This is a genomic window from Anabaenopsis arnoldii (assembly GCF_028331025.1).
Classification (GTDB): Bacteria; Cyanobacteriota; Cyanobacteriia; order Cyanobacteriales; family Nostocaceae; genus Anabaenopsis; species Anabaenopsis arnoldii.
In genome coordinates, this window is sequence record NZ_JAQMUH010000040.1 from 20,864 (window position 1) to 41,382 (window position 20,519).

Annotated in this window: 18 protein-coding genes and 1 pseudogene; 9 read left to right on the plus strand and 10 right to left on the minus strand. The window is 41.8% G+C overall.

Going from position 1 to position 20,519, the window contains the following annotated elements; translation table 11 throughout:
* Positions 1-21 precede the first annotated feature (21 nt).
* Entirely contained in the window at positions 22-453 is a 432-nt protein-coding gene (locus PN457_RS03245) for a hypothetical protein (protein WP_271731300.1), read from the minus strand.
* Positions 454-558: 105 nt separating this feature from the next.
* On the opposite strand from PN457_RS03245, the gene PN457_RS03250 reads away from it, so the two are divergent.
* Both PN457_RS03250 and PN457_RS03255 read left to right on the plus strand, forming a co-directional pair.
* Complete coding sequence (locus PN457_RS03250; protein ID WP_271731301.1) at positions 559-2,403, plus strand: S8 family peptidase; 1,845 nt, start codon at positions 559-561, stop codon at positions 2,401-2,403.
* A 67-nt stretch (positions 2,404-2,470) separates the two neighbouring features.
* On the plus strand, positions 2,471-2,713 hold the full coding sequence (locus PN457_RS03255; RefSeq protein WP_271731302.1) for a DUF5818 domain-containing protein: 243 nt from the start codon (positions 2,471-2,473) through the stop codon (positions 2,711-2,713).
* On the opposite strand, the gene PN457_RS03260 is transcribed toward PN457_RS03255, so the two are convergent.
* Positions 2,678-2,998, minus strand: a complete 321-nt coding sequence (locus tag PN457_RS03260; protein WP_271731325.1) for a thioredoxin family protein — start codon at positions 2,996-2,998, stop codon at positions 2,678-2,680. The genes PN457_RS03255 and PN457_RS03260 overlap by 36 nt on opposite strands.
* Positions 2,999-5,138: 2,140 nt before the next feature.
* Between PN457_RS03260 and hetF the strand changes: the two genes are divergently transcribed.
* Positions 5,139-7,634 carry a cell division protein HetF gene (gene hetF / locus PN457_RS03265; RefSeq protein WP_271731303.1) on the plus strand — a complete coding sequence of 832 codons (2,496 nt, stop codon included), beginning with the start codon at positions 5,139-5,141 and terminating at the stop codon, positions 7,632-7,634.
* A 69-nt stretch (positions 7,635-7,703) separates the two neighbouring features.
* On the opposite strand, the gene PN457_RS03270 is transcribed toward hetF, so the two are convergent.
* The 4 genes from PN457_RS03270 to PN457_RS03285 form a co-directional block, all read right to left on the minus strand.
* Complete coding sequence (locus tag PN457_RS03270; RefSeq protein WP_271731305.1) at positions 7,704-8,282, minus strand: peroxiredoxin; 579 nt, start codon at positions 8,280-8,282, stop codon at positions 7,704-7,706.
* A gap of 32 nt (positions 8,283-8,314) precedes the next feature.
* Positions 8,315-8,569: a regulatory protein SipA gene (gene sipA, locus PN457_RS03275; protein WP_271731306.1), complete on the minus strand. Its 255-nt coding sequence runs from the start codon at positions 8,567-8,569 to the stop codon at positions 8,315-8,317.
* Positions 8,570-8,643: 74 nt separating this feature from the next.
* Positions 8,644-9,105, minus strand: coding sequence for a P pilus assembly/Cpx signaling pathway, periplasmic inhibitor/zinc-resistance associated protein (locus PN457_RS03280; RefSeq protein ID WP_271731327.1), 462 nt, complete (start codon positions 9,103-9,105; stop codon positions 8,644-8,646).
* A gap of 373 nt (positions 9,106-9,478) precedes the next feature.
* Positions 9,479-9,904 carry a nucleoside deaminase gene (locus PN457_RS03285; RefSeq protein ID WP_271731307.1) on the minus strand — a complete coding sequence of 142 codons (426 nt, stop codon included), beginning with the start codon at positions 9,902-9,904 and terminating at the stop codon, positions 9,479-9,481.
* Between the two features lie 80 nt (positions 9,905-9,984).
* On the opposite strand from PN457_RS03285, the gene PN457_RS03290 reads away from it, so the two are divergent.
* Together PN457_RS03290 and PN457_RS03295 are read left to right on the plus strand one after the other, a co-directional pair.
* Positions 9,985-10,791 (plus strand): ion transporter, encoded by an 807-nt coding sequence (locus tag PN457_RS03290; protein WP_271731308.1) that lies wholly within the window; start codon positions 9,985-9,987, stop codon positions 10,789-10,791.
* A gap of 135 nt (positions 10,792-10,926) precedes the next feature.
* A complete protein-coding gene (locus PN457_RS03295; protein WP_271731309.1) occupies positions 10,927-12,366 on the plus strand; it encodes a sensor histidine kinase in 1,440 nt (479 codons plus the stop codon).
* Between the two features lie 8 nt (positions 12,367-12,374).
* On the opposite strand, the gene PN457_RS03300 is transcribed toward PN457_RS03295, so the two are convergent.
* A complete protein-coding gene (locus PN457_RS03300; protein WP_271731310.1) occupies positions 12,375-13,862 on the minus strand; it encodes a UDP-N-acetylmuramoyl-L-alanyl-D-glutamate--2,6-diaminopimelate ligase in 1,488 nt (495 codons plus the stop codon).
* 33 nt (positions 13,863-13,895) lie between these two features.
* Positions 13,896-14,203, minus strand: a pseudogene (locus PN457_RS03305) (glutaredoxin family protein).
* Positions 14,204-15,130: 927 nt separating this feature from the next.
* On the opposite strand from PN457_RS03305, the gene crn3 reads away from it, so the two are divergent.
* Positions 15,131-16,030, plus strand: coding sequence for a CRISPR-associated ring nuclease Crn3/Csx3 (crn3, locus tag PN457_RS03310; protein ID WP_271731313.1), 900 nt, complete (start codon positions 15,131-15,133; stop codon positions 16,028-16,030).
* A gap of 127 nt (positions 16,031-16,157) precedes the next feature.
* On the opposite strand, the gene PN457_RS03315 is transcribed toward crn3, so the two are convergent.
* Together PN457_RS03315 and PN457_RS03320 are read right to left on the minus strand one after the other, a co-directional pair.
* Positions 16,158-16,388: a hypothetical protein gene (locus PN457_RS03315; RefSeq protein WP_271731314.1), complete on the minus strand. Its 231-nt coding sequence runs from the start codon at positions 16,386-16,388 to the stop codon at positions 16,158-16,160.
* The gene (locus tag PN457_RS03320; RefSeq protein ID WP_334310745.1) at positions 16,351-17,781 is read right to left on the minus strand and encodes a TIGR03985 family CRISPR-associated protein; all 1,431 of its coding nucleotides are present in this window, start codon (positions 17,779-17,781) and stop codon (positions 16,351-16,353) included. Before PN457_RS03320 ends, PN457_RS03315 begins: the two co-directional genes overlap by 38 nt.
* Positions 17,782-17,822: 41 nt before the next feature.
* Here PN457_RS03320 and PN457_RS03325 point away from each other — a divergent pair, with 41 nt between their 5' ends.
* From PN457_RS03325 to csx2, 3 genes are all read left to right on the plus strand, one after another.
* On the plus strand, positions 17,823-18,128 hold the full coding sequence (locus tag PN457_RS03325; protein ID WP_271731315.1) for a CRISPR-associated protein Csx3: 306 nt from the start codon (positions 17,823-17,825) through the stop codon (positions 18,126-18,128).
* A gap of 12 nt (positions 18,129-18,140) precedes the next feature.
* Positions 18,141-19,067: a CRISPR-associated protein Csx3 gene (locus PN457_RS03330; protein ID WP_271731316.1), complete on the plus strand. Its 927-nt coding sequence runs from the start codon at positions 18,141-18,143 to the stop codon at positions 19,065-19,067.
* Between the two features lie 81 nt (positions 19,068-19,148).
* The gene (gene csx2, locus PN457_RS03335) at positions 19,149-20,405 is read left to right on the plus strand and encodes a TIGR02221 family CRISPR-associated protein (protein WP_271731317.1); all 1,257 of its coding nucleotides are present in this window, start codon (positions 19,149-19,151) and stop codon (positions 20,403-20,405) included.
* The last annotated feature ends 114 nt before the right edge of the window (positions 20,406-20,519 follow it).

Below are 20,519 nucleotides of genomic sequence, written 5' to 3' on the forward strand. Positions count from 1 at the left end.
GGGTAAAGATTCGGTGGGTTATTACTGATTTGGTTGTGTATTTAAATCTTCCCAGACTCCCTGTAAATACTTCACCCAATTTGCAGCTAGAGGGATTTCTGTAAATGGAATGCGTACTGACTGAGATTCAGACAAGATCAATTCTAACTGAATGACTCGACCTTTTTGGGGATAGTTTTCTAATTGTACTAGTTTGTCATCTACTAAAAGACGTATATCTTTAACATCCAGCAAAGAAAAAGTTTCTAAGTTAAGGGGACCTTGGGGACTGGGTTTACCCCAGGTGATATTGTTCTGCTTGAGACCGATAACTGCGTAGATATCATATTTGGATTTCTCAAATTGCTCGGACCAAAGGCGATATGATTCCACCTTCTGGTATTCCTTTGAGCCTTGCCAAGCTAACCAGAAAAACACAACTAGCAAGGGTAACCATAACAGACCACGTTCCATTGTTTAAACAGTCCTCAATCGTAAAAATTGTTCAAAGTGTACCAACCAGCTATGCAGATAAGTTATGGTAGTGAGCAAACTGGCAAAAAGCGGTGATCAGTTAATATGAAAAGACTTATATTATTATGCTTGTTTGTCATCGGGCTGGGGGGGGCTGTTTTCGGGTTCCTGAATTTTCAGGGTTTAGCAGCTAAAGGCGAATTTGAGACTATTGTGTTAGATTTTCGCCAAGATATCCCCTCGGAAGTATTAGAGCAGAACTTACAGGCGATCGCTCAAGAGTACAATGTCACGCCCCGATTGGACAATCAATTCTCAGGGTCGGATAATGTGTATATTATTGAAGGCGATCGCCAGCGACTAAGAAAGCTGAAAAAATCTCCCTTCGCCCAATTTACACAATTAATCGAGCCAAATTACATCTATAGAACGATTCCCTTACCACAGTCGGCAAAGTTTGACGGGATTTTACCATCTGTAGACGAGGTAAATCCTACATTAACAGGTCCGAATGACCAATATTACAGCAAACAGTGGAATCTACACAAGATCGGCATAGAAGGGGCATGGAGTCAAACCAAGGGGAGCGGCGTGACAGTAGCTGTAATTGACACTGGTATAACTCCTGTGCGTGACCTGGTAGATACGAAATTTGTTAAGGGTTATGATTTTGTGAGCGATCGCGAAGAAGCCACAGATGACAATGGACACGGTACTCACGTTGCTGGTACTATTGCCCAAACCACCAACAATAAATATGGTGTAGCCGGCATTGCCTACGAAGCCAATCTGATGCCATTAAAAGTACTTAGTGCCTATGGTGGCGGCACAGTGGCCGATATTGCCGAAGCAATTAAATTCGCTGCTGATAACGGTGCGGATGTCATTAATATGAGTTTAGGCGGTGGTGGTGAAAGCCAACTGATGAAACAAGCCATTGAGTACGCCCATAAAAAAGGTGTAACCATTGTAGCCGCTGCCGGCAACGAAAACCAGAATGGGGCAAGTTATCCCGCACGTTACCCCCACGTCATTGGCGTAGCCGCATTTGGTCCAGACGGAGAAAAAGCCCCCTATTCTAACTTTGGCGCTGGGGTAGATATTTCTGCCCCCGGTGGGAGTGAGGCCGGGACAATTCTCCAAGAAACCATTGACCCCGAAAACAACAACCAAGGGGTATTTTTAGGACTCCAGGGAACAAGCATGGCTTCCCCCCACGTTGCAGGTGTCGCCGCATTAATTAAAGCTTCTGGAGTCACAGCACCAGAGGAGGTGTTAAAAGTCCTCAAACAATCAGCAAGGGCGATCGAGGATGATAGCTTCAACTATTATGGCGCTGGACAACTGAATGCCGAAGCCGCAGTTAAACTAGCCTCCCAGGGACTTAGCTTCCCAGACTTCTTTAGGTGGTTACGAGACAACGGCTATCTCAATCCCGGTTTTTGGATTGATGGCGGTGCAGTAGCCCTAATACCAAAGCTGCTGATGGTCTTTGGTTCCTATCTCCTGGCTTGGTTTTTGCGAGTTTACTTCCCCTTCGCCTGGAGTTGGTCTTTATCCGGTGGCTTAATTGCTGGTAGTTCTGGTTTATTCTTCCTCAAAGGAATATATATCTTTGACCTCCCCCAATGGCCTTTCCGGCTCTTAGGTAGTTCCATTCCCGAACTAGGTAACACCCTACAAGGAACTAACCCCTTAAATCCCATCTTTGCTAGCGTTCTCATCCCCATAGTTTTAATAGCCTTATTCTTGGGACATCCTAGCTGGAAATGGTTCGCCATTGGTTCGAGTCTTGGCTACGCCGCCTTTTTAACAGTTAGCGCCATTTACGACCCAGGAGTTTGGGGCTTAGGAAGTAGCTATCTAGCGCGGACTTTCCTGGTTACCAACGCTTTACTTTGTTATGGACTAGCTCATTTAGCATTGAAAAGCGCTACTCAAACAGCATAATAGGACAATGGGGTATTTTTACCCCCGAACAAAACCCCACTCCCTACCCCTCTCCAATTTCTGAAACATGAGCATTACAGTTAAAGGTACTATTCAACGCCGAGATATTGGTACTGGCGCTTGGGCGTTAGTCACAGATGATGGTACGACTTATGAAATCCTCAAAAGTGCCGACAAAAACTTGCTGCAACCCGGACAAACAGTAACAGTTACAGGACAGGTGCGCGAAGACATCATGACCATAGCCATGATCGGTCCTGTCCTGGAGGTTAAATCATTTGAAGTCTATGGAATTGAGAACCTCTTGTAGACGACTTCTAAACTCACCTTTGGGATGACCCCCTTTAACTTCACCTATAATCTGAAATTCTGCCTCTGGAGAATCACAGATAATATAACTTGGCCATCCCATTTGTGATTTATCTGGATACTGAGACAACAAGACTTTTCTATACTTACGGTAACTAGCCGTATCTTGCATTTTCACATCGATAAACTGTAAACCTAGCTCTTCAGCTACCTTTTGGTCATAAAAAGACATTTTGTGGCAGATGCCACAATCTTCTGAAGAAAATTTAATAACAGCTAAATTCATGAGTCTGTGTGTCACTTTCTGTGCTAGATAAAATTCCGGCAATACAAAAATGCTCAACATCTTTGTATTGTTATTGGCGGCGGGACATTCGGTTAACTGTAAACAGAGATTCAGTTAATGTCATACCCGATACCTGTAGTTACCCTGCAGCCCACACTGTATGCTTGGACTACTGTGGGAGTATCTCACGGAGATTACCATATTTTAAATCTAGCTAAAAAAATCTAGATATTCAGCAGCGGTTATGATATGTTAGGAAAGGATAGAATAAATACATCTACCAGATGCACTTAAATCATCTCACAGAACAGGGGCAAAACTCTAGATTTTGAACTGAGATATTTAGCTTCAAGGCTGCTTCAAATCACCACGAACGTGATATGATGAGCATATTGGGTAAGTTAAGGTTAAAACCGACCGGGAGACTCTGGGAAAGTCTAAACCCAATACTCGAAGTGACTAGATTAAAAAAAATATAAATTAACCCAATCAGGGTAACTGGGTGAGTTATTAGGAACTTACTAGGAAATCACACAGTAAGACTACGGTTAAAGCATGACTTAGATTATTGTGAATATACCAGCTTTTAGCAGCGTATATCGTCAATGATTAAGTAATAACTTAACGAATCTGTTAATCAGTTAAGAAACTATAATACTTATAATAAGAATAAAAAACTATCCATAGTAGAACATTTTTAGAAATGTTGCGTTATAATACTTTCCTAAGCAACTACAAATGAGTTAAGCTGTCAGAAGAAGAGTTTTTTCATCAAGAATTCAATCAAGTCTTTACCTCCCACCGGAGTTAGTTATCAGGGTGTATCTACTAATTAAATGTTCTTAGTTTAGGTTCAGCCCTCCGGATAAATCTTGCCTGAGATTTGTTATTATTCTGTTCCGATAACAGAATACCCTAGTGGGGTGGCTGCCAGACAGGGGAGTGAGCTGTCAGTGTGTATCTATCAATAAACTTGTCTAGGAATAAATGTATGTTCCAGGTAAAATTGTCACAAATGGGAATGTTGGTCATACCCAACAAAAAAATCCCCCAGTGGTGGCAGTCTAGGGGAGTTAATTATCAGCACGCATTGATCAGTAATCTGTTTTGAGACTAAAGAGTTGAGTTTGTTCTCGACAAAATTATCATTAATGATATGATGGTTGCTGTCCGCAGAATAAAAAAATCCCCCAGTGAGTGTTACTCACCCAGGGGAATTAATTATCACGGTGTATCTACTAATTTAGTCTTCGTCGCACATCTACCATTTATCCGGAAAAATTTCTGTCAACTGTACAAAAAAATCCCCTAACCGGTGTTAGCCAATCAGGGCAGTTAGTTATCAGGGTGCATCTACTAATTTAATATCCGCGACACATCTACCTCTTTCCGGAGGGAAGCCCAAAAAAAATCCCCTAACCGGTGTTAGCCAATCAGGGGAGTTAGTTATCAGGGTGCATCTACTAATTTAATCTGCGGGACACATTTACCTTTTTCCGGAGGAAAGCATAAAAAAATCCCCTAACCGGTGTTAGCCAATCAGGGGAGTTAGTTATCAGGGTGCATCTACTAATTTAATATCCGTGACACATCTGCCTCTTTCCGGAGAAAAGCATAAAAAAATCCCCTAACCGGTGTTAGCCAATCAGGGGAGTTAGTTATCAGGGTGCATCTACTAATTTAATATCCGTGACACATTTACGTCTTTCCGGAGGAAAGCATAAAAAAATCCCCTAACCGGTGTTAGCCAATCAGGGGAGTTAGTTATCAGGGTGCATCTACCAATTTAATCTGCGGGACACATCTGCCTTTTTCCGGAGAGAAGCATAAAAAAATCCCCTAACCGGTGTTAGCCAATCAGGGGAGTTAGTTATCAGGGTGCATCTACTAATTTAACGTCCGCGACACATTTACGTCTTTCCGGAGGAAAGCACAAAATAGAGCTAATCGCAGTTCAATGAATTAAATTTAGCTAGCCAGTGGGTAACTAATGGGGATAAACTTATAACCAAGGAACCGCAAAAATAACCCGGCTGAGAAACATTCAGTCGCAGAAAGCATCTAAAGTGTGAGAAGGAGCGAAAGTCTAGATCTGAAACTCAAAGTTTCAATTCGATTAAGGAGGCGAACAGGAAAAGTTGTGACCCAGGAATTTCATATTTCCGTAACCCCAGTAGGGCAAAATGACTACTTGGTGCGGACGGAACAAGTCGCGACTGGGGTGCCATTAGCAGAAGAACTGGTAACCTGGCCTGTAACTGAGTGGTTAGTATCTGCTGGACATCTGATGAATGACCCGCTCAAATCGGTGTTCCAGGGAAACGCGATCGCTAAAAACTCTTTTAATCTGGTGACATTGGGACAGCAATTGTACAATGCACTATTTCAAGGCACTATCAGAGACAGTTGGATTACTGCCCAAGGGATTGCCCAAAACCACCAAAAATTGCTGCACTTACGATTGGGGCTAAAAGATGTCAGGTTAGCACGTCTACCCTGGGAAGTGATGCACGCAGGCGATCGCCCTCTGGCTACTGGCCCTTATATTGCTTTTTCTCGCTACCAAACCGGAACAATGGCTGGATCTGGTTTGCCATTGAGAAGCAAATCAAAACTCCCAGAAATTGGAAAAGTCAAAGTCTTAATGGTACTAGCTTCTCCTCCGGATCAAGTCCGTCTTGATTTACTCAAACAAGAAGCTATCAACCTCCAGGAGGAACTTCAGCGTCAGAAAAGACGAAATGACAGAAGTGGCCATCATTTACCAGAGATTTCGCTGACCATACTAGATCAACCAGGGCGCGAAGAATTAACCCAAGCGTTAGAACAAGGGGGATACCAAATTCTACACTACTCTGGTCATAGTAGCCGAAGTCCCCAAGGTGGACAAATTTACCTTGTCAGTAGAAGAACTGGGTTAACGGAAACTCTGAGTGGTGATGATTTAGCAGGGTTGCTAGTTAACAATAATATTAAAATGGTTGTGTTTAATTCCTGTTGGGGAGCATACACAGCTACATCCGACCCGGGTGGGGACATGACGGCTCAAGGTAACTTGACGCAAAGCCTGGTGAGGCGAGGAATTGGCAGCGTGTTGGCTATGTCAGAACGCATTCCCGATGAAGTAGCACTAACGCTGACACAATTGTTTTACCACAAGCTCAGTCAGGGATGCCCTGTAGATTTGTGTGTCAATCTAGTACGCCAGGGATTAATTTCTACCTATGGTTCTCACCAGAACTACTGGGCTTTACCAATTTTATATCTCCAACAGGATTTTGATGGTTCGTTCTGTCCAGAAATATCTTTAAGTCCAGAATATTTAAGTGCGAAATCACTCAAAGAGTATATTCATCAGCCGCCTTTGAGGGAAAATCCTACTGCTATGTATGTTGCCATGACAAATGAGACAGACATAGTTTTACCCATTGATGAGATGATTTATTGTGGTTTAGCTGATGATTCTATACCAACACCACCCAACCTGTCAGATATAGACTGGCTAGGTGAAGAAACATGGGGCGACCTAGTAGATGAAATTGAGTCTGATGATGAGCCGGACTATGCGGAAGATTCGGCTTTAGTTTCAGATTTGTTTCGTCAGCTACATCAGGAAATTCCCTATCAGGAACCTGTACAAGGGATGAGAGATAACCAAGTTCGGGAATATTATCTGCCCCAAGATACTGCTTCTGAGAATGAGGAACTGAAATTAAGTGAAGAAACACTAGAATCCCCACCCCCGGCGGCTAAATATGTGGGACAAAACCGGAAGACTCTCACCCCAAGAAAATCATCACCCCGGCCGTGGCCTGTTATTGGTATAGTGGGTGTAAGTGTTATATGTATAATTATTAGCTTAATTGTTGTAGGAGAAAAACCACAAGAAACACCTATATCGGTTACACCGTCAATTGTTCCGGAGTCTGTACCTAGAGACATTCAGCCTGAAATCAACATTAAAAATGCCCCCACTGGAATCATAACTACTAAGGCTAAGGAAAAATTAGGCGGGGGTGACTTAGACGAAGGACTACGATGGATCACAGAACTACTCAATCGTGGTGAACTGACTGCTGCTGAAGCCTTACTGAATTTAGTTCCGCAAAACCAACTAGATGATTCATCTGTGAAGTTTTTAAAAGGGCGATTAGCATGGCAGTTTGTTCAGACTGGAAACCAGAAATACAGTATTAATGATGTCCGTCGTTATTGGGAAGGTGCGTTAGAATCTGAAGCAAATTCACCTTTATATAATAATGCTTTGGGATTTGCCCACTATGCAGACGGTAATCTCAATGAAGCTAATTCTTCTTGGTTCCAAGCCTTGAATTTAGCTCTTAATCAGCAAAGGATTGCCTCTACTGGACTTGTAACTATGAGTACGGAACTCACCGAAGAAGCTTTAACTTCCTATGCTGGATTAGCGCTGGGGATGTATACATCTGCATATAATCAACCTTCTATTAATAAACAAAGACAATATGTTAATGAGGCTGTGAAGTTGAGAGATATGGTAATCGCCAATCAACCAGTGAATTTCCAGAGTAATGAATTGATTCAGAATTGGTTGTGGTCAAAAGAAGCCCTGTCGAAGTGGCGATCGCTCCTGCAGGAAAAAGGTGAAGAAAATTGACGGTTACAATTTGACAGTTAACCGTCAAAATCCGGTCAAAAGTTAGGTTGAGGGATGGATTCTTCAGGACTAAGAAGCTGATAGCTGGACTGGGATAGTCTGAGATTGCAACTTTTCCAGTTGCGCCAGAACTTCTGTACTGTGAATTGAGGGGTTGACCTTCAGGAAAATCTCACGCAAAATTCCTTCGGGATCAATGATGAAACTATGGCGCATGGATACAACACCGAGCCAAGAACCATAAGCCTTACTCACAGCCCCAGTGGTATCAGCTAATAGGGGAAATTTCAACCCATGGGAATCACAAAATTCGGCGTGGGAATCAACATCATCGGCACTCACGCCAATAATCTGAACGTTTTTATTTATGTATTTGGGTAGGTCTTGCTGAAAACGACGAGCTTCAATAGTGCAACCGGAGGTAAAATCCTGGGGATAAAAATACAGGACTACCCACTTACCCCGCCAATCGGAAAGAGAAACTGTACCATCACCTGTATTGGTGGGCAAAGTAAACTCTGGTGCGGGCTGATTGATGGCCGGAAGTTTACCACCCATTGCATGGGCCGCTGGGGTAAGATGCAGCCAACTGATGAGGGCAAAACAGCTGACAAGTAATAGATTGAAAAAATTGCGCCGAGAAATCATGGTGCTGACCAAAATGACAACTTTACACAAGTTTACAATTCTTGGTTACCCTGGTGAGCTGCGGGTGGGATATCTGTGCTTTCAATATATTGGCTATCCAACAAAAAATTGCCCTTAGTAAAGTGTATAACCCAATATCCTCCGGGTTTTCGGTCAATTAATGTACCTTCTTCCCCTAAAGAAATCACATCAGGGGGGCGCAGCGTGGGCATGGGATCTGCGGTTTTGACGTAGGGCGGTAGTGCTACAACTCTGACCTTACTACCAATGGCGAATTCTGGAGTCATGTTTATCAAGCTAGGAGTCTTGACTAACTCATAACTCATAACTCCTAACTTTTACTAGGTATTGAGTTAATTTTTTATTCTCTATTTGGGAAATTGCCTTGCTGACGGCGCGATCGCATATTTTGGCGCATTTCCTGCATTTGTTGCCGTTGCTCTGGGGTCAGAAGTGCTAACATCTGTTGTTGAGAAGATTCCCGGATTTGGCGCATTTGGGTTTTCTGTTGTTCAGTTAGATTTAACTTAGCCCAACCCCATTTTCCTCGATTATCGGTCAATGTTGCTTTTTGTTCTGGGGTAAGAATTGCTTCGATTTGAGCGTGGGTGTTGCTTTTAATGGCTTGCATTTGAGCTTTTTGGGTATCTGTCAAATTCAAGCGCCGCCAACCCCAATCACCTTTTTGACCTCTTTGTGTTCTAGGTGTTTGTGCTACTTCTATGGGTGAAGAGGTTCTGGTTTGCGCTTGAACAGCAACAGGTATTGTAGTTACAGTTAAGGCAATTGCTGCAGCTAGTAGGGATAATGGTTTAAGTTTCATAATATCTCTTGTAGTATCTTGGCTTGATGTCACCATGATAATAAATCCCCTATGAAAGTGAGATGAGCATAAAGTCATGGTTACACCCATGACTAAAGTCACTAGGAGTAATGCAAAATATCATGGGTAATTCCCTGTACACTACGGTAAGCCTATAAAGTATCTGTATGAATCGCCCTATTACAATTAATAATCATCCTTTTCGGTTTTTGCTGTATTTGGAGTGGGTATTACTGGCGATCGCAGTTGTCCGCCAGTTTGTTTAACCGCTTAAGCTTAAGCGATCGCACTCAAGCGGCTATTGTGGCTAACAGATTTTTAGCTTATTTAGAGCCTTGTTAAAAATATTAACAATTCTCAAAAGATATTTTGCTCAATTAAATAATGCCAAACATTCATGCTTTAAAATCCCGCCTGTGATTTTAATATTTCTGAATGATTGAGTAATTACCTGTTCACAGGATATAAGAATTTGTGATTGATTCACCGAGACTAAATCTTGAATGGAAGCACCATAGACAATTTCAGATATCCCCGCCCACACGCAGGCCGTAGCACACATAGGACAAGGTTCACCAGTGGTATATATTGTATAACCTGCTAAGGAAGGGCTTTTAAGTTTAGCTGTTAAGCGGCGAATCACGTTAATTTCTGCATGGGCTGATGGGTCGCTATCTCGATTGACGGTATTATGAGCGACAGCGACAACTTCTTGGTTTTTAACAATTACAGCACCATAAGGAGCATCTCCTTTTTGAGCTTCTTGGAGTGCTAGGCGCATAAAATCTTCTGGTTGCATCGGAATTAGTCATTTATTAATGATAAATTCTCATCATATCCTATTTAACTTTTATTTGTCTTTTGTCAAAGGTGTTGAATATGTTAGTAAGCAGAAAACAAACAGAATTTTACTTAAAAGACCTAGAAACACCAACAGGTAAAGCGATTAATTTAACACTTATGGTTTTGGTGGTACTCTCATCAGGTATGTTTGTCGCTGAGACTTATAATATTCCTGAGGATATTCTCATGGATTTAAATGTTCTTGACATTGTAATCCTGATATTTTTTGCTGGAGAATATGCAGTGCGCCTGTGGAGTGCTGAAAATAAATTTAACTATATTTTTAGTTTTTACGCAACTATTGACTTAATAGCAATTTTAACATTTTTTATAGGGGGAGTTGATTTGAGGTTTATTCGCCTCTTGCGCTGTTTTAGAATTTTAAGGTTAATTAAATTAATAGATAGACCATTTTTATTTGGTACTATCACTACGGAAGATGGGGAAATATTAGCCAGAATTTTATTTACTTTATTTGCCATTATATTTATTTACTCTGGCTTAATTTATCAGGTAGAACATCCAGTCAACCCTGATGTTTTTGGCACATTTTTGGATGCGTTTTATTTTTCGGTGGTGACGATGACAACAGTGGGATTTGGGGATTTGACCCCGATTTCAGAATTAGGTCGCTTGCTGACAGTATTAATGATTTTGACAGGTATTTCTTTAATTCCTTGGCAAGTAGGGGACTTAATTAAGCGATTGGTGAAAAGTGCTAATCAGCTAGAAATAGTTTGTTCTGGTTGCGGTTTAGCATTCCATGATGTAGATGCTAAGTTTTGTAAACGGTGTGGGACTGAGTTACTCAAGGGTGAGTTGACAATCTGGGAATTGAACTGATAACAGGGGAAATTGCCCCTATAATGTTCGGTTATACTACTGTTGCGAGTACACAAAAGAATATAACCTCATAGGTAGTAGTCAAATGTCTAATTTAAACGCTGCCGTCGCTCTTCAATTAAGGGGTGAATACCTGTGTATCAATGGATCTTGCCAAGCCTGAGTGAAATTGTAGCTGCCAGTCAGGCAACTGTGGCTGAATGCTCACCAACCAAAGCAGAGCGACAGTGGCGGGTGAGTGTGGCTGCAACGGAACAACTACTGATCAACAGTTTAGCAACTGCTTCACTTGATGGGACTAAAGGCTTAGTATTAGCAGCACCAGCACCTTTATTTACTCAGGCAAAATTAAATCAGAGCTTGCAAAGTGTCACATTTACAGCGCAGCCATTTAACCCCTTGGCATTGATGCCATTTCAGAGGCCTGGTGTGATTGCTACAGGAGGTCAAGAAATGGCTCCCCAGAAAACAGTACTACCTTTACTACCAGCAGATCCACTGGTAAGAGAGAGATTTTGCTTAGTTTTTACAGAAAAATTGAGATTAGTGTTGGTTTTGGCAGAAGATCACAGAGGTAATAAAACATTTTCATTTTCCTTTGAGCCGGAAGTGGTAGAGCAAGCTTGGCGATCGCTGAGTGCGAGGGTAATGCTGAGTAATCCAGAATTTAGCGCCGAACTGGAGACATTAGTTGAAAACTATGCTGCAATCACACCAGATTACCGGATGATCATGGAGTTTAGCAGGTTGTTACTGGAGGAATTAACAGCATTCCCCGCCAATAAAGAAGTATTAGAAGAGACTGCAGATGCTGAAAAGGAAAGGGTAGCCCCCAAGCCATCCCCAGTACCCGATGTAGAATTACTCCAAGCTTTTGCTCACGAAGTGCGGACACCTTTAACGACTATTCGCACCCTGACTCGCTTACTACTCAAACGGCAAGATTTACCAGCTAAAGTTACTAATCGCTTAGAAATTATTGATCACGAGTGTACCGAGCAAATTGACCGCATGGAGTTATTGTTTAAAGCCGCAGAATTAGAAACTTCTCCGGCGGTGAAATCTGCAAGTAGTCAACTCACACCCATGTCCTTAGATCAGGTACTGCGGCAGAGTGTCCCTCGTTGGCAACAAGCGGCACATCGGCGAAATTTGACTTTAGATGTAGTTTTACCGCAGCAATTACCAACAGTGGTGAGTAATCCCAATATGTTAGATCAGGTACTCACGGGGTTGATGGAGAATTTCACCCGCAGTTTACCCCCAGGAAGTCATATTCAAGTGCAGGTGATTCCAGCGGGGGATCAACTGAAGTTACAATTATCACCCCAATTACATTGTCAAGGTACTAGCGTGGCCACGGGTAATGTTACACCACCAATTCGCAAGGCCTTGGGGCAATTACTGATGTTTCAACCCGAAACCGGTACGATTACTTTAAATCTTGCTGCCACAAAGCATCTATTTCAGGCTATTGGCGGTAAACTGATTGTCCGCCAACGCCAACACTACGGAGAAGTTTTAACTATTTTCTTACCTTTGGAAGTCAGCAGTAAGAAGAAGCTAGGTGTTTGATTTTGAGATCAACGGGTCTTGAGTCTTTCTTGTAAAGCTTCCCGTGCGTGTTCTCGGTCGTCAAAGTGGATTTTTTCAGTGCCGAGAATTTGGTAGTCTTCGTGACCTTTACCAGCTAATAAGACTCCATCGCCGGGTTGGGCTTGTAAAATGGCAGTGCGAATAGCTGTAGCGCGATCGCATATTACTATTGGTTGAGCCGTATGAGGAATTCCTGCTAAAACATCTTGTAAAATCCGTTCTGGGTCTTCTGTCCGGGGATTATCTGAGGTGACAACGGCTATATCTGCTAATTCGGCGGCAATTTTACCCATTTTAGGGCGCTTAGTGCGATCGCGATCGCCTCCACAGCCAAACACGCAGATCATCTTCCCGGGAATAAACGGCCGTGCTGCTTTGAGCAAATTTTCCAAACTATCAGGGGTGTGGGCATAATCCACAATTACGGTGATTTCTTTTTCAGGACTAAGTACGCGTTCCATGCGTCCGGGAACCCCAGGAAACTGTGGTATAGCCGCAGCCAGCAAGTGTAAATCTAGTCCTAAATGTAAAACCGCACCCACAGCTGCCAAAAGATTCTCTAAATTATACTGCCCCACCAAAGGAGAACGAAAAGCCACATTACCCGTTGGGGTATGTAAGATACCGCTGACACCATTAGGTTCGTACATTAAATTACTCATGTACAAATCGGCGCTGTGATTATTAACACTGTAACTCCACACCTGTCCTGATATACTTAGAGACGCAATTAAACGCTGACCGTAGGCATCATCAGCATTAATTATTGCGCGTCCCTTGAGATATTCGGGAGTAAATAATAAAGCCTTGGCAGCAAAATAATCCTCCATATCCCTGTGATAGTCCAAATGGTCTTGAGTGAGATTAGTAAACACCCCCACCTCAAACTCACACCCTAAAACTCGACCTTGGGCTAAAGCATGGGAACTAACTTCCATGCTACCAAACTCACAACCGGCATTCACGGCTGCTGCTAGCTGTTCTTGTAATTCCACTGCAAAGGGTGTGGTGTGGAGGGCAGTTTGTTCAAAACCAGGCCAACGAGTGTAAAGAGTTCCCATCAAAGCCACAGGTAGATGAGCTTGACTGAGGAAAAATTCCACTAAATGACTAGTAGTAGTTTTACCATTAGTGCCAGTTACACCCACCAGCTGGAGTTTTTTGCCTGGATGACCGTAAAAAGCTGCCGCTAATTGGGCGCAGGCTTTAGTCATATCCGCAGCACTGACAACCACAGCCCCTTGTGTGGGAGGATTGTTTTGTAATGCTTGGGGTGAAACAATGGCCGCTACAGCACCGGAGGCGATGGCGCTGGGCCAAAAATCCCCACCATCTACCCGGGTTCCCGGCATTCCAATGAATAAATCACCCATACTACAAGCATGAGAATTAGTCTTTAAGCCCTTGACTTCTACATCAGGGACAAAAGAGTAATTAACACCATCCACAACCGCCAGTAGTTCACGCAATTTCATTTTAGTGCACCTCGTCACACAAATCTCTTGCGCTTATTCTGCATTATTTTTTTCTAAATGGATAAATACTTACCCAACATTTGGGCTAACTGCTGCACACTAGCACGGGGAGAAGGACGTGGTAAACGCTCCTCAATTACCCCTCCCTCGGTGTCTTCTGCTCCTGTGTGGTTACATAAACAAAGAACCGGTATTTCATACTGATAAGCCAAGAACCAGTCTTCACGAGTGGTAATATCCCGAACTTCTAACTCACAATTGAGGTTTTCGAGTTGTTCTAACTTTTCTTGTAAACCCTCACACAAATGACATCCGGGCTTGCTGTATAAAATCAATCGCATTTTCTGAAAACATTGATAGGGTAGTTAAACTCTATCTTAACGGAGCGGATTCAGATTACTCTGGCTAGCAGATACACCCTCAAACCTGACGCTCTTTGTTTGAGCGATAATATAAGGCAATTGGTGATCTAATTTCATCTATCTTTCGGCTAATCTTGAGCATTGGGGGTAATTGGGAATGGGGAATGGGGAAAAAAGTAAAACCCCAAGACTGGGAATACCTGGGGTTTTCAACCTGACCATACTTATAGTTTTAATATAAAATTCCCGGCAATTCTCCAGGTTAATTGACATAAATATCTCAGTTTTGTCGTGAAATGTTTGCTGGTCAACGGGATGTTTATGGTAGTGGTAAATACCAATTCATCTTTGTGATATAATTACAATTATCGCCAGATAATTACCGGAAATTTTCAAAGACAATCAGCAGATACTAGAGTTGTCACATAAATTCTAAGTTTGGCTCTATTGTCATCTGGAGAATGAATAAATAAAAAGATATAATTTCGCTATTTATGTCTAAAATTACAGTTTTAAGTACTTGATTTATTTGGGAAAATCCAGAAGAATAAAAGCATCATGATCCAACATGATTGTAGCCAATAAAAGTGACAGAAAGCCTACTTAATGCCCGCGCCTGTGGGCATTTTTCATTAGTAACAGTGGGGTTTGTGATTTCCGTCCCCTTGGGGGAATGTGGTGATTATTACGCAAATAATACTTTTATGAGATTAATTTATACAAACTTTAAAAAATTGGAATAGTCCTCTTCCATGGGTGTGTAATAATGAACTGATTTCAAGAGAGGATATTTTGTTTATGGGTTTATTTGTGGCGAAAAAACTGGTAGTGTACCGCGTTGAGATTCCGAAAATATTGATGATGCTGATGTAGTTTTACCCAGACTGCAAAAAAGGAAAAAGGCTGATGACTCAGGACGGGGGTCGATTACAGTTAAGTGAACCAGTGATTAAGCAAGGTAAGAAATACCAATTTTTATTAATTTCTTCAACCAAAAGCGATGGCCTGATTGAACCAGGAGATTTAATAGATTTAGAGTTACCATCTGGTATTGATACTACTGCTGGTGTGGTAATTTCTGGACGCGCCCCCATTTGGTTGTATGCTTACCTAACTGACAAACTACAGTTTACGGCTTGGGTAGCTTGTTATGAACCGCATTTAGGTGCGGTGGTGGTAGCAACTAACTGTGATGTGGTTGACATTGGGGAAGTAATTGATATACATCCCCCTTATTGTTACCACCAGCAATTATGTCCAGCGTTAATGATTGTCGGACCACCAAATAGTGGTAAAAGTGTGTTTTCTCATGCTTTGTTTACAGCTTTGTCTTGTGAAACTCCTGATATATATCTGCAACGCGCCCGTTGGGATGGTGAGGGTAATTACCTGTTAGATTTGGGTACGGAGGCTGTTAATAGGGGCGATCGCGGTTCTTTGACAGATGAGTTTTTCCCCTACCATTCTCAGGTTATCCTTCAGTTACGACGGGAGAAGTCTTTGGTAATTGTGGATGTGGGGGGGGTGGAACAACCGCAAAAGTTACCGATTTTAGAGGCTTGTAGTCATTATCTGATTATCAGTTGCCATAGTCAAGCTATTGATGCTTGGCATGAATTTTGTGGCGAGCGTGGTAATTTAAAACCCATCGGTGTGATTAATAGTGTGCTGACTCCCATGGAAATCATTCATCAGCAGAAACCCTATTTAGAAATGACTGCTGGGCCGTGGATACCGGGAGAACCTGCTGCTGTTCCCCAAGCTTTTTTAAAACGGTTGAGAAGATTAATACTTTTAAATAAATAAATTCACATTAATCTAACCTAGGGGAGTGTCAAATGCAAGATACTGGTTTTATGACAATGGCGATCGCTTGGTGTTTGGCTTGGGGAAATGAGTTTTACAGCAAATGCAACAGGCTTTAAACTGAAAACTAACCTTCCTGAGATAAATAATTAACTACTCGTGAAAATTCCTCAGTTAAAAAATCTGAGCCGGTGGTGATGTAAATCTGTAATAACTCTTGGTAAAACCAGAGAGTACCCTCTTTACCAAATTGGAACTCCTGCCATATCTTACTACCATATTGGCGAGAATCTGCAAGTAATGATCTGGCATTATGTAACTTATCTGCTTTTACCGTTAATTTTGGGGTGTTGATCATTTTCTTGACCCAGATAGAGCAAATATTCAGCGGCGACATCAGCCCCGATACTTTGGCGTAAATCTAGAGGCATAATAACTTCAGCTTTTGGTCGCCAGGCGCGTATACGCATACTGACGTTGTAATCTAGATGGCGATATTGCACACGGTAGTAAGCATCTTGTGAGGAGCGCTGATTGAGAACTTGCAGTAATGCTTGTTGTTCGAGTACTGATGTATGTTGTTGAATTAAATATTTTGCTTCCTGATAGGTAACGGCCTCAAAGGTCCGATGACGAACAGTATCCCGAATGTAGCGGTCATGGTGGTCTCGGTCAAATCGCAACAGCATCAGTCGGGAGGGTAAATAAAAATCAAATCCCCAAGCTTGAGACATTTCCCGTTCAATTTCATCGGGACTGGGTAAATTACCGTTGTAGTAGCGTTGTTGTAAAACCTGGGGAATAGATGGATTTGTCCAGTCTATGGGTGTAATATGGTGAATCCGGTCTAGTCGATAGTTATACCAATCAGTTTTGCGGTCAGGACTTTCGCCTAAGGCGCAAAGGTAAACTGCTCGTTGGACATAATAGATACATACTGGGTAAACTATAGATTGCACAGTGTGTTTAAGTCTGGCGCTGTTGTAAGTTAATTCTAGAGGTGGTACTGGCTCTTGTTCCCAGATTTCCCGTAATTGATGTTGCCAATCATCAACTAAGTCTATAGTCTTACGGGGGATTACATAGTCAAGTTGAAAGCAAAATCGCTGTACGCTACGGATCATCTGGGAATGATTTTGAGCGATCGCGGCTAAATCTTCTTGATTGAGAAAGTTCAATTCGTCGCTAGTCCCAGATGTGGTGATCATGGGACGAGAGGGGAATTTTTTGACCCGATGATATTTCTGTTGTCGATATTCTAACCATCCTATTTCGGCGAGAATTTCTAGGTCTGCTTGTAAGGAACGACGTGTAACGCCAAATAGTCTTTGTTGTAATATTTCATTTAATTTAGGTTCAGAAATACCAGTGTGAGTTAACAGGGACTTTTGCCATTGTGATTTGACAATTCCCGCTTGTAATAACCATGTAGCAGTGGTTTTACTACAAGGACAGTTTACATCATGTAACTGAGGAATTGCTTCCCCTTTGGGGTGGGTGGAAGTAAAAAAAGCATCCCGCCACTGAGCAAAGGTAAAGGAATTACTCAGCGCTAAGGGGTCTTGTCCATACAAATAACGTAACCACACCCATAAACGAATTGCTCTGGGGAGGTTTTGTTTGAGAGAACCGCGTGCTAACCATTGCAGCAGTTCTATTTGGGGAGTGTCTACAAAAGTTGGCTTAAACACTGATTGAGTAGATTCATTGCTAAGACCAGCATACAACATATTGGAATTGGCTGCTTCCACTGGGATGTATGATATACCTATTGACCCAACAGTGTGCACAGATGACTAGTTATAGAATTGCTTTGAAAGAGAACATTTTGCGGGTGAGTTTTGGGGAAACTGCTCAAAATGACCAAATTATTCAGGATGCGGCGGCGCGACTGCAGGAAATGCAAGATTCAGAGGAACTAGGAGGTGGTCCACTGTTGAGGATTAATGGACCTATTTCTGTACCGGTGGCGTTTGTTTTAGCTCATAAACTGGCTCATCTTTATGGTGCGATCGCTTGTTTTGACCCCAAGTTAGGTAAATATGTGGTTTGTATTACACATAATCCTGAGTATAAATTGGGCGATTTGATTAAGTGAGAGATTAAAGTTATGACTAGCTATCACATTAGTCTGGATGAGGATGTGTTAAAGGTGAGGTTTGGTAAACCTGCTCACGGTGACCAAATTGTTAGGGATGCGGGAGCGCGTTTAGATCAAATGCTTGCATCGGGGGAAATTACGGGGGGAAAATTACTTAAGATTGATGGACCTGCTTCTGTGGCGGTAAGTTATCTCATCTCTCATAAGATATCTCAATTGTATGGTGCGATCGCCATTTTTGACCCCAAAATTGGTAAGCCAGGATATAAAACTTACATTGTTGTTGCTACCCATACTCCAGCTTATCGGTTGGGTGAAGTGATTGAAACCAGTGAAACCCACAAAAGTAAACAAAATCTCAAAGTTGTATTGTGTGGTCCGCCCCAATCTGGTAAATCTTGTCTGCGTAAAGGTTTGAAACAGGCAATTGGCAATATTCCCGGCGCACCTTATCCTTATGTGATTACTGCTTGTCCAGATGGGGAAGGTGCTTGGTTTTCCGATGCTGCGCGGCGAGATATTGATTTAGCCAGAAAACTAAAACAAGACTACAAGGCTAAGTTTACCCCAGAGTTTGCCATTAAAGCGGCGGGCTGGGTACGGAGTGCCAATACACCACTAAATATCATTGATGTGGGTGGTAAAATTACACCAGAAAATCGGCTGATTATGCGTGAAGCTACTCATGCGGTGATTTTAGCTGGGGATAAGGGTAAGGAGGAAGTTCCCCTTTGGGAAGAGTTTTGTCGTGATTTAAATATACAGATTGTTGCTAATCTTTATAGTGACTACGATGGTAAGGAAGATAAAATTTTTACAAAATCTCCTTTGTTAACTGGTAGTATTCATCACCTGGAACGGGGAGAAGATGTTTCTTTTCGTCCCATGGTACAGGCTTTGGCGCAGGTTTTGGTGGGGTTGTGTAGAAGAGAGTAAGTTAGCAAGCTTACTACTCAAACTTATTTGGATATGGGACAAACTTCTGTAAAAAAAAATAAGAATCAAGGACTCAATATTATGAAGGCGATTTCATTTCTCGGCTTTAACAAAAGAGGTTATCAAGAAACTACTTACCTTAATCCCATTGCTCCTGGGGAATATAAAACTAAATTTATTCAAGAAGCTTTAGTAGAATTTTACCAACCTGATACTCTTTATGTTTTATTGACGAATACAGCAGCTACAGGTATTCCAGATAATGAGACGGAATCTAGTTGGGAAACACTCAAGAAGAAACTTGGCGATAAAGTTAATTTACAACCAATAAATAATGTACCTGAAGGACACAGTACCTCAGATATCTGGAAACTATTTGAAATGTTAACGGACTGTTTAGAAGAGGGTGATAGAGTAGTATTTGACATTACAAATGGCTTTCGTTCTCTACCTGTTTTAGCATTAATTGCTGTTAGTTATTTACGTGTTGTCCGTCAAGTCGAGATTCAAGGCCTAATATATGGTGCATTTGATGCCAAAACTAATAATAAAACCCCTATATTTGACCTTTTACCCATAGTTAGCTTATTGGAGTGGACGACTGCTACTGACCAGTTCATTAAAACAGGAAATGGACAAGCATTAGCAAGCTTACTTGATCAAGGTGACTCTACAGCTAAGGATTTAGCAGTCAGTATCGAAGGAATTGCACAAGGTTTACAGCTTTTACGTCCCATGGATGTTATTCAAGAATCAGCAATATTACCTGAACGTATTGCAGCAGCAGCACCAATGGTTTCTCAAACTGTACCACCATTTGCAGCTTTGTTGCAGCGTGTAGAAAAAGATTATGGTAGTTTTGGCTTGTTTAACTCAACAGATTATCGCTATTACCCACAATCATCTTTATTACGACAATTGAAAATTGTCGAGTGGTACGCGGCGAAAGGACAAATTGTTCAAGCCTTATCTATGGCGCGGGAATGGCTACCTTCTTTGTTATGTTATCACTTTCAGTTAGATCCATTAGATAAAGGATATAGGGAGGAAATGGAACTATTATTAACTGGAGGTAAAATTAAGGATAAAGATGGTATCCTTATTAAGGAATCTCAATATCTGGTAGAATGGTCTAATATTCCCAAGGAAAAAAAGAAACAATTAAACAGACTTTGGGGTGGTGAATTAAACTTGGCTAATCTGCGTAATGATGTGTTACACGCAGGATTTCGGAAAAATCCTAAAAATGCCCAAAATATTTTGCATCAAACGGAATTGATTATTAAGGAACTTGAAGCCATTGCAAAGGTCTGGAATTTGCAGGATGAAACTGTGTAAAACTACTTCTGAGTTAATGATCTAGAAATGCCTGATTTTGCCGTTATAATTTATACTCTGGTGGGCGATCGCTCCACCATCCTGATTTGGGGATGATTTTCAGGAAAGATTAAT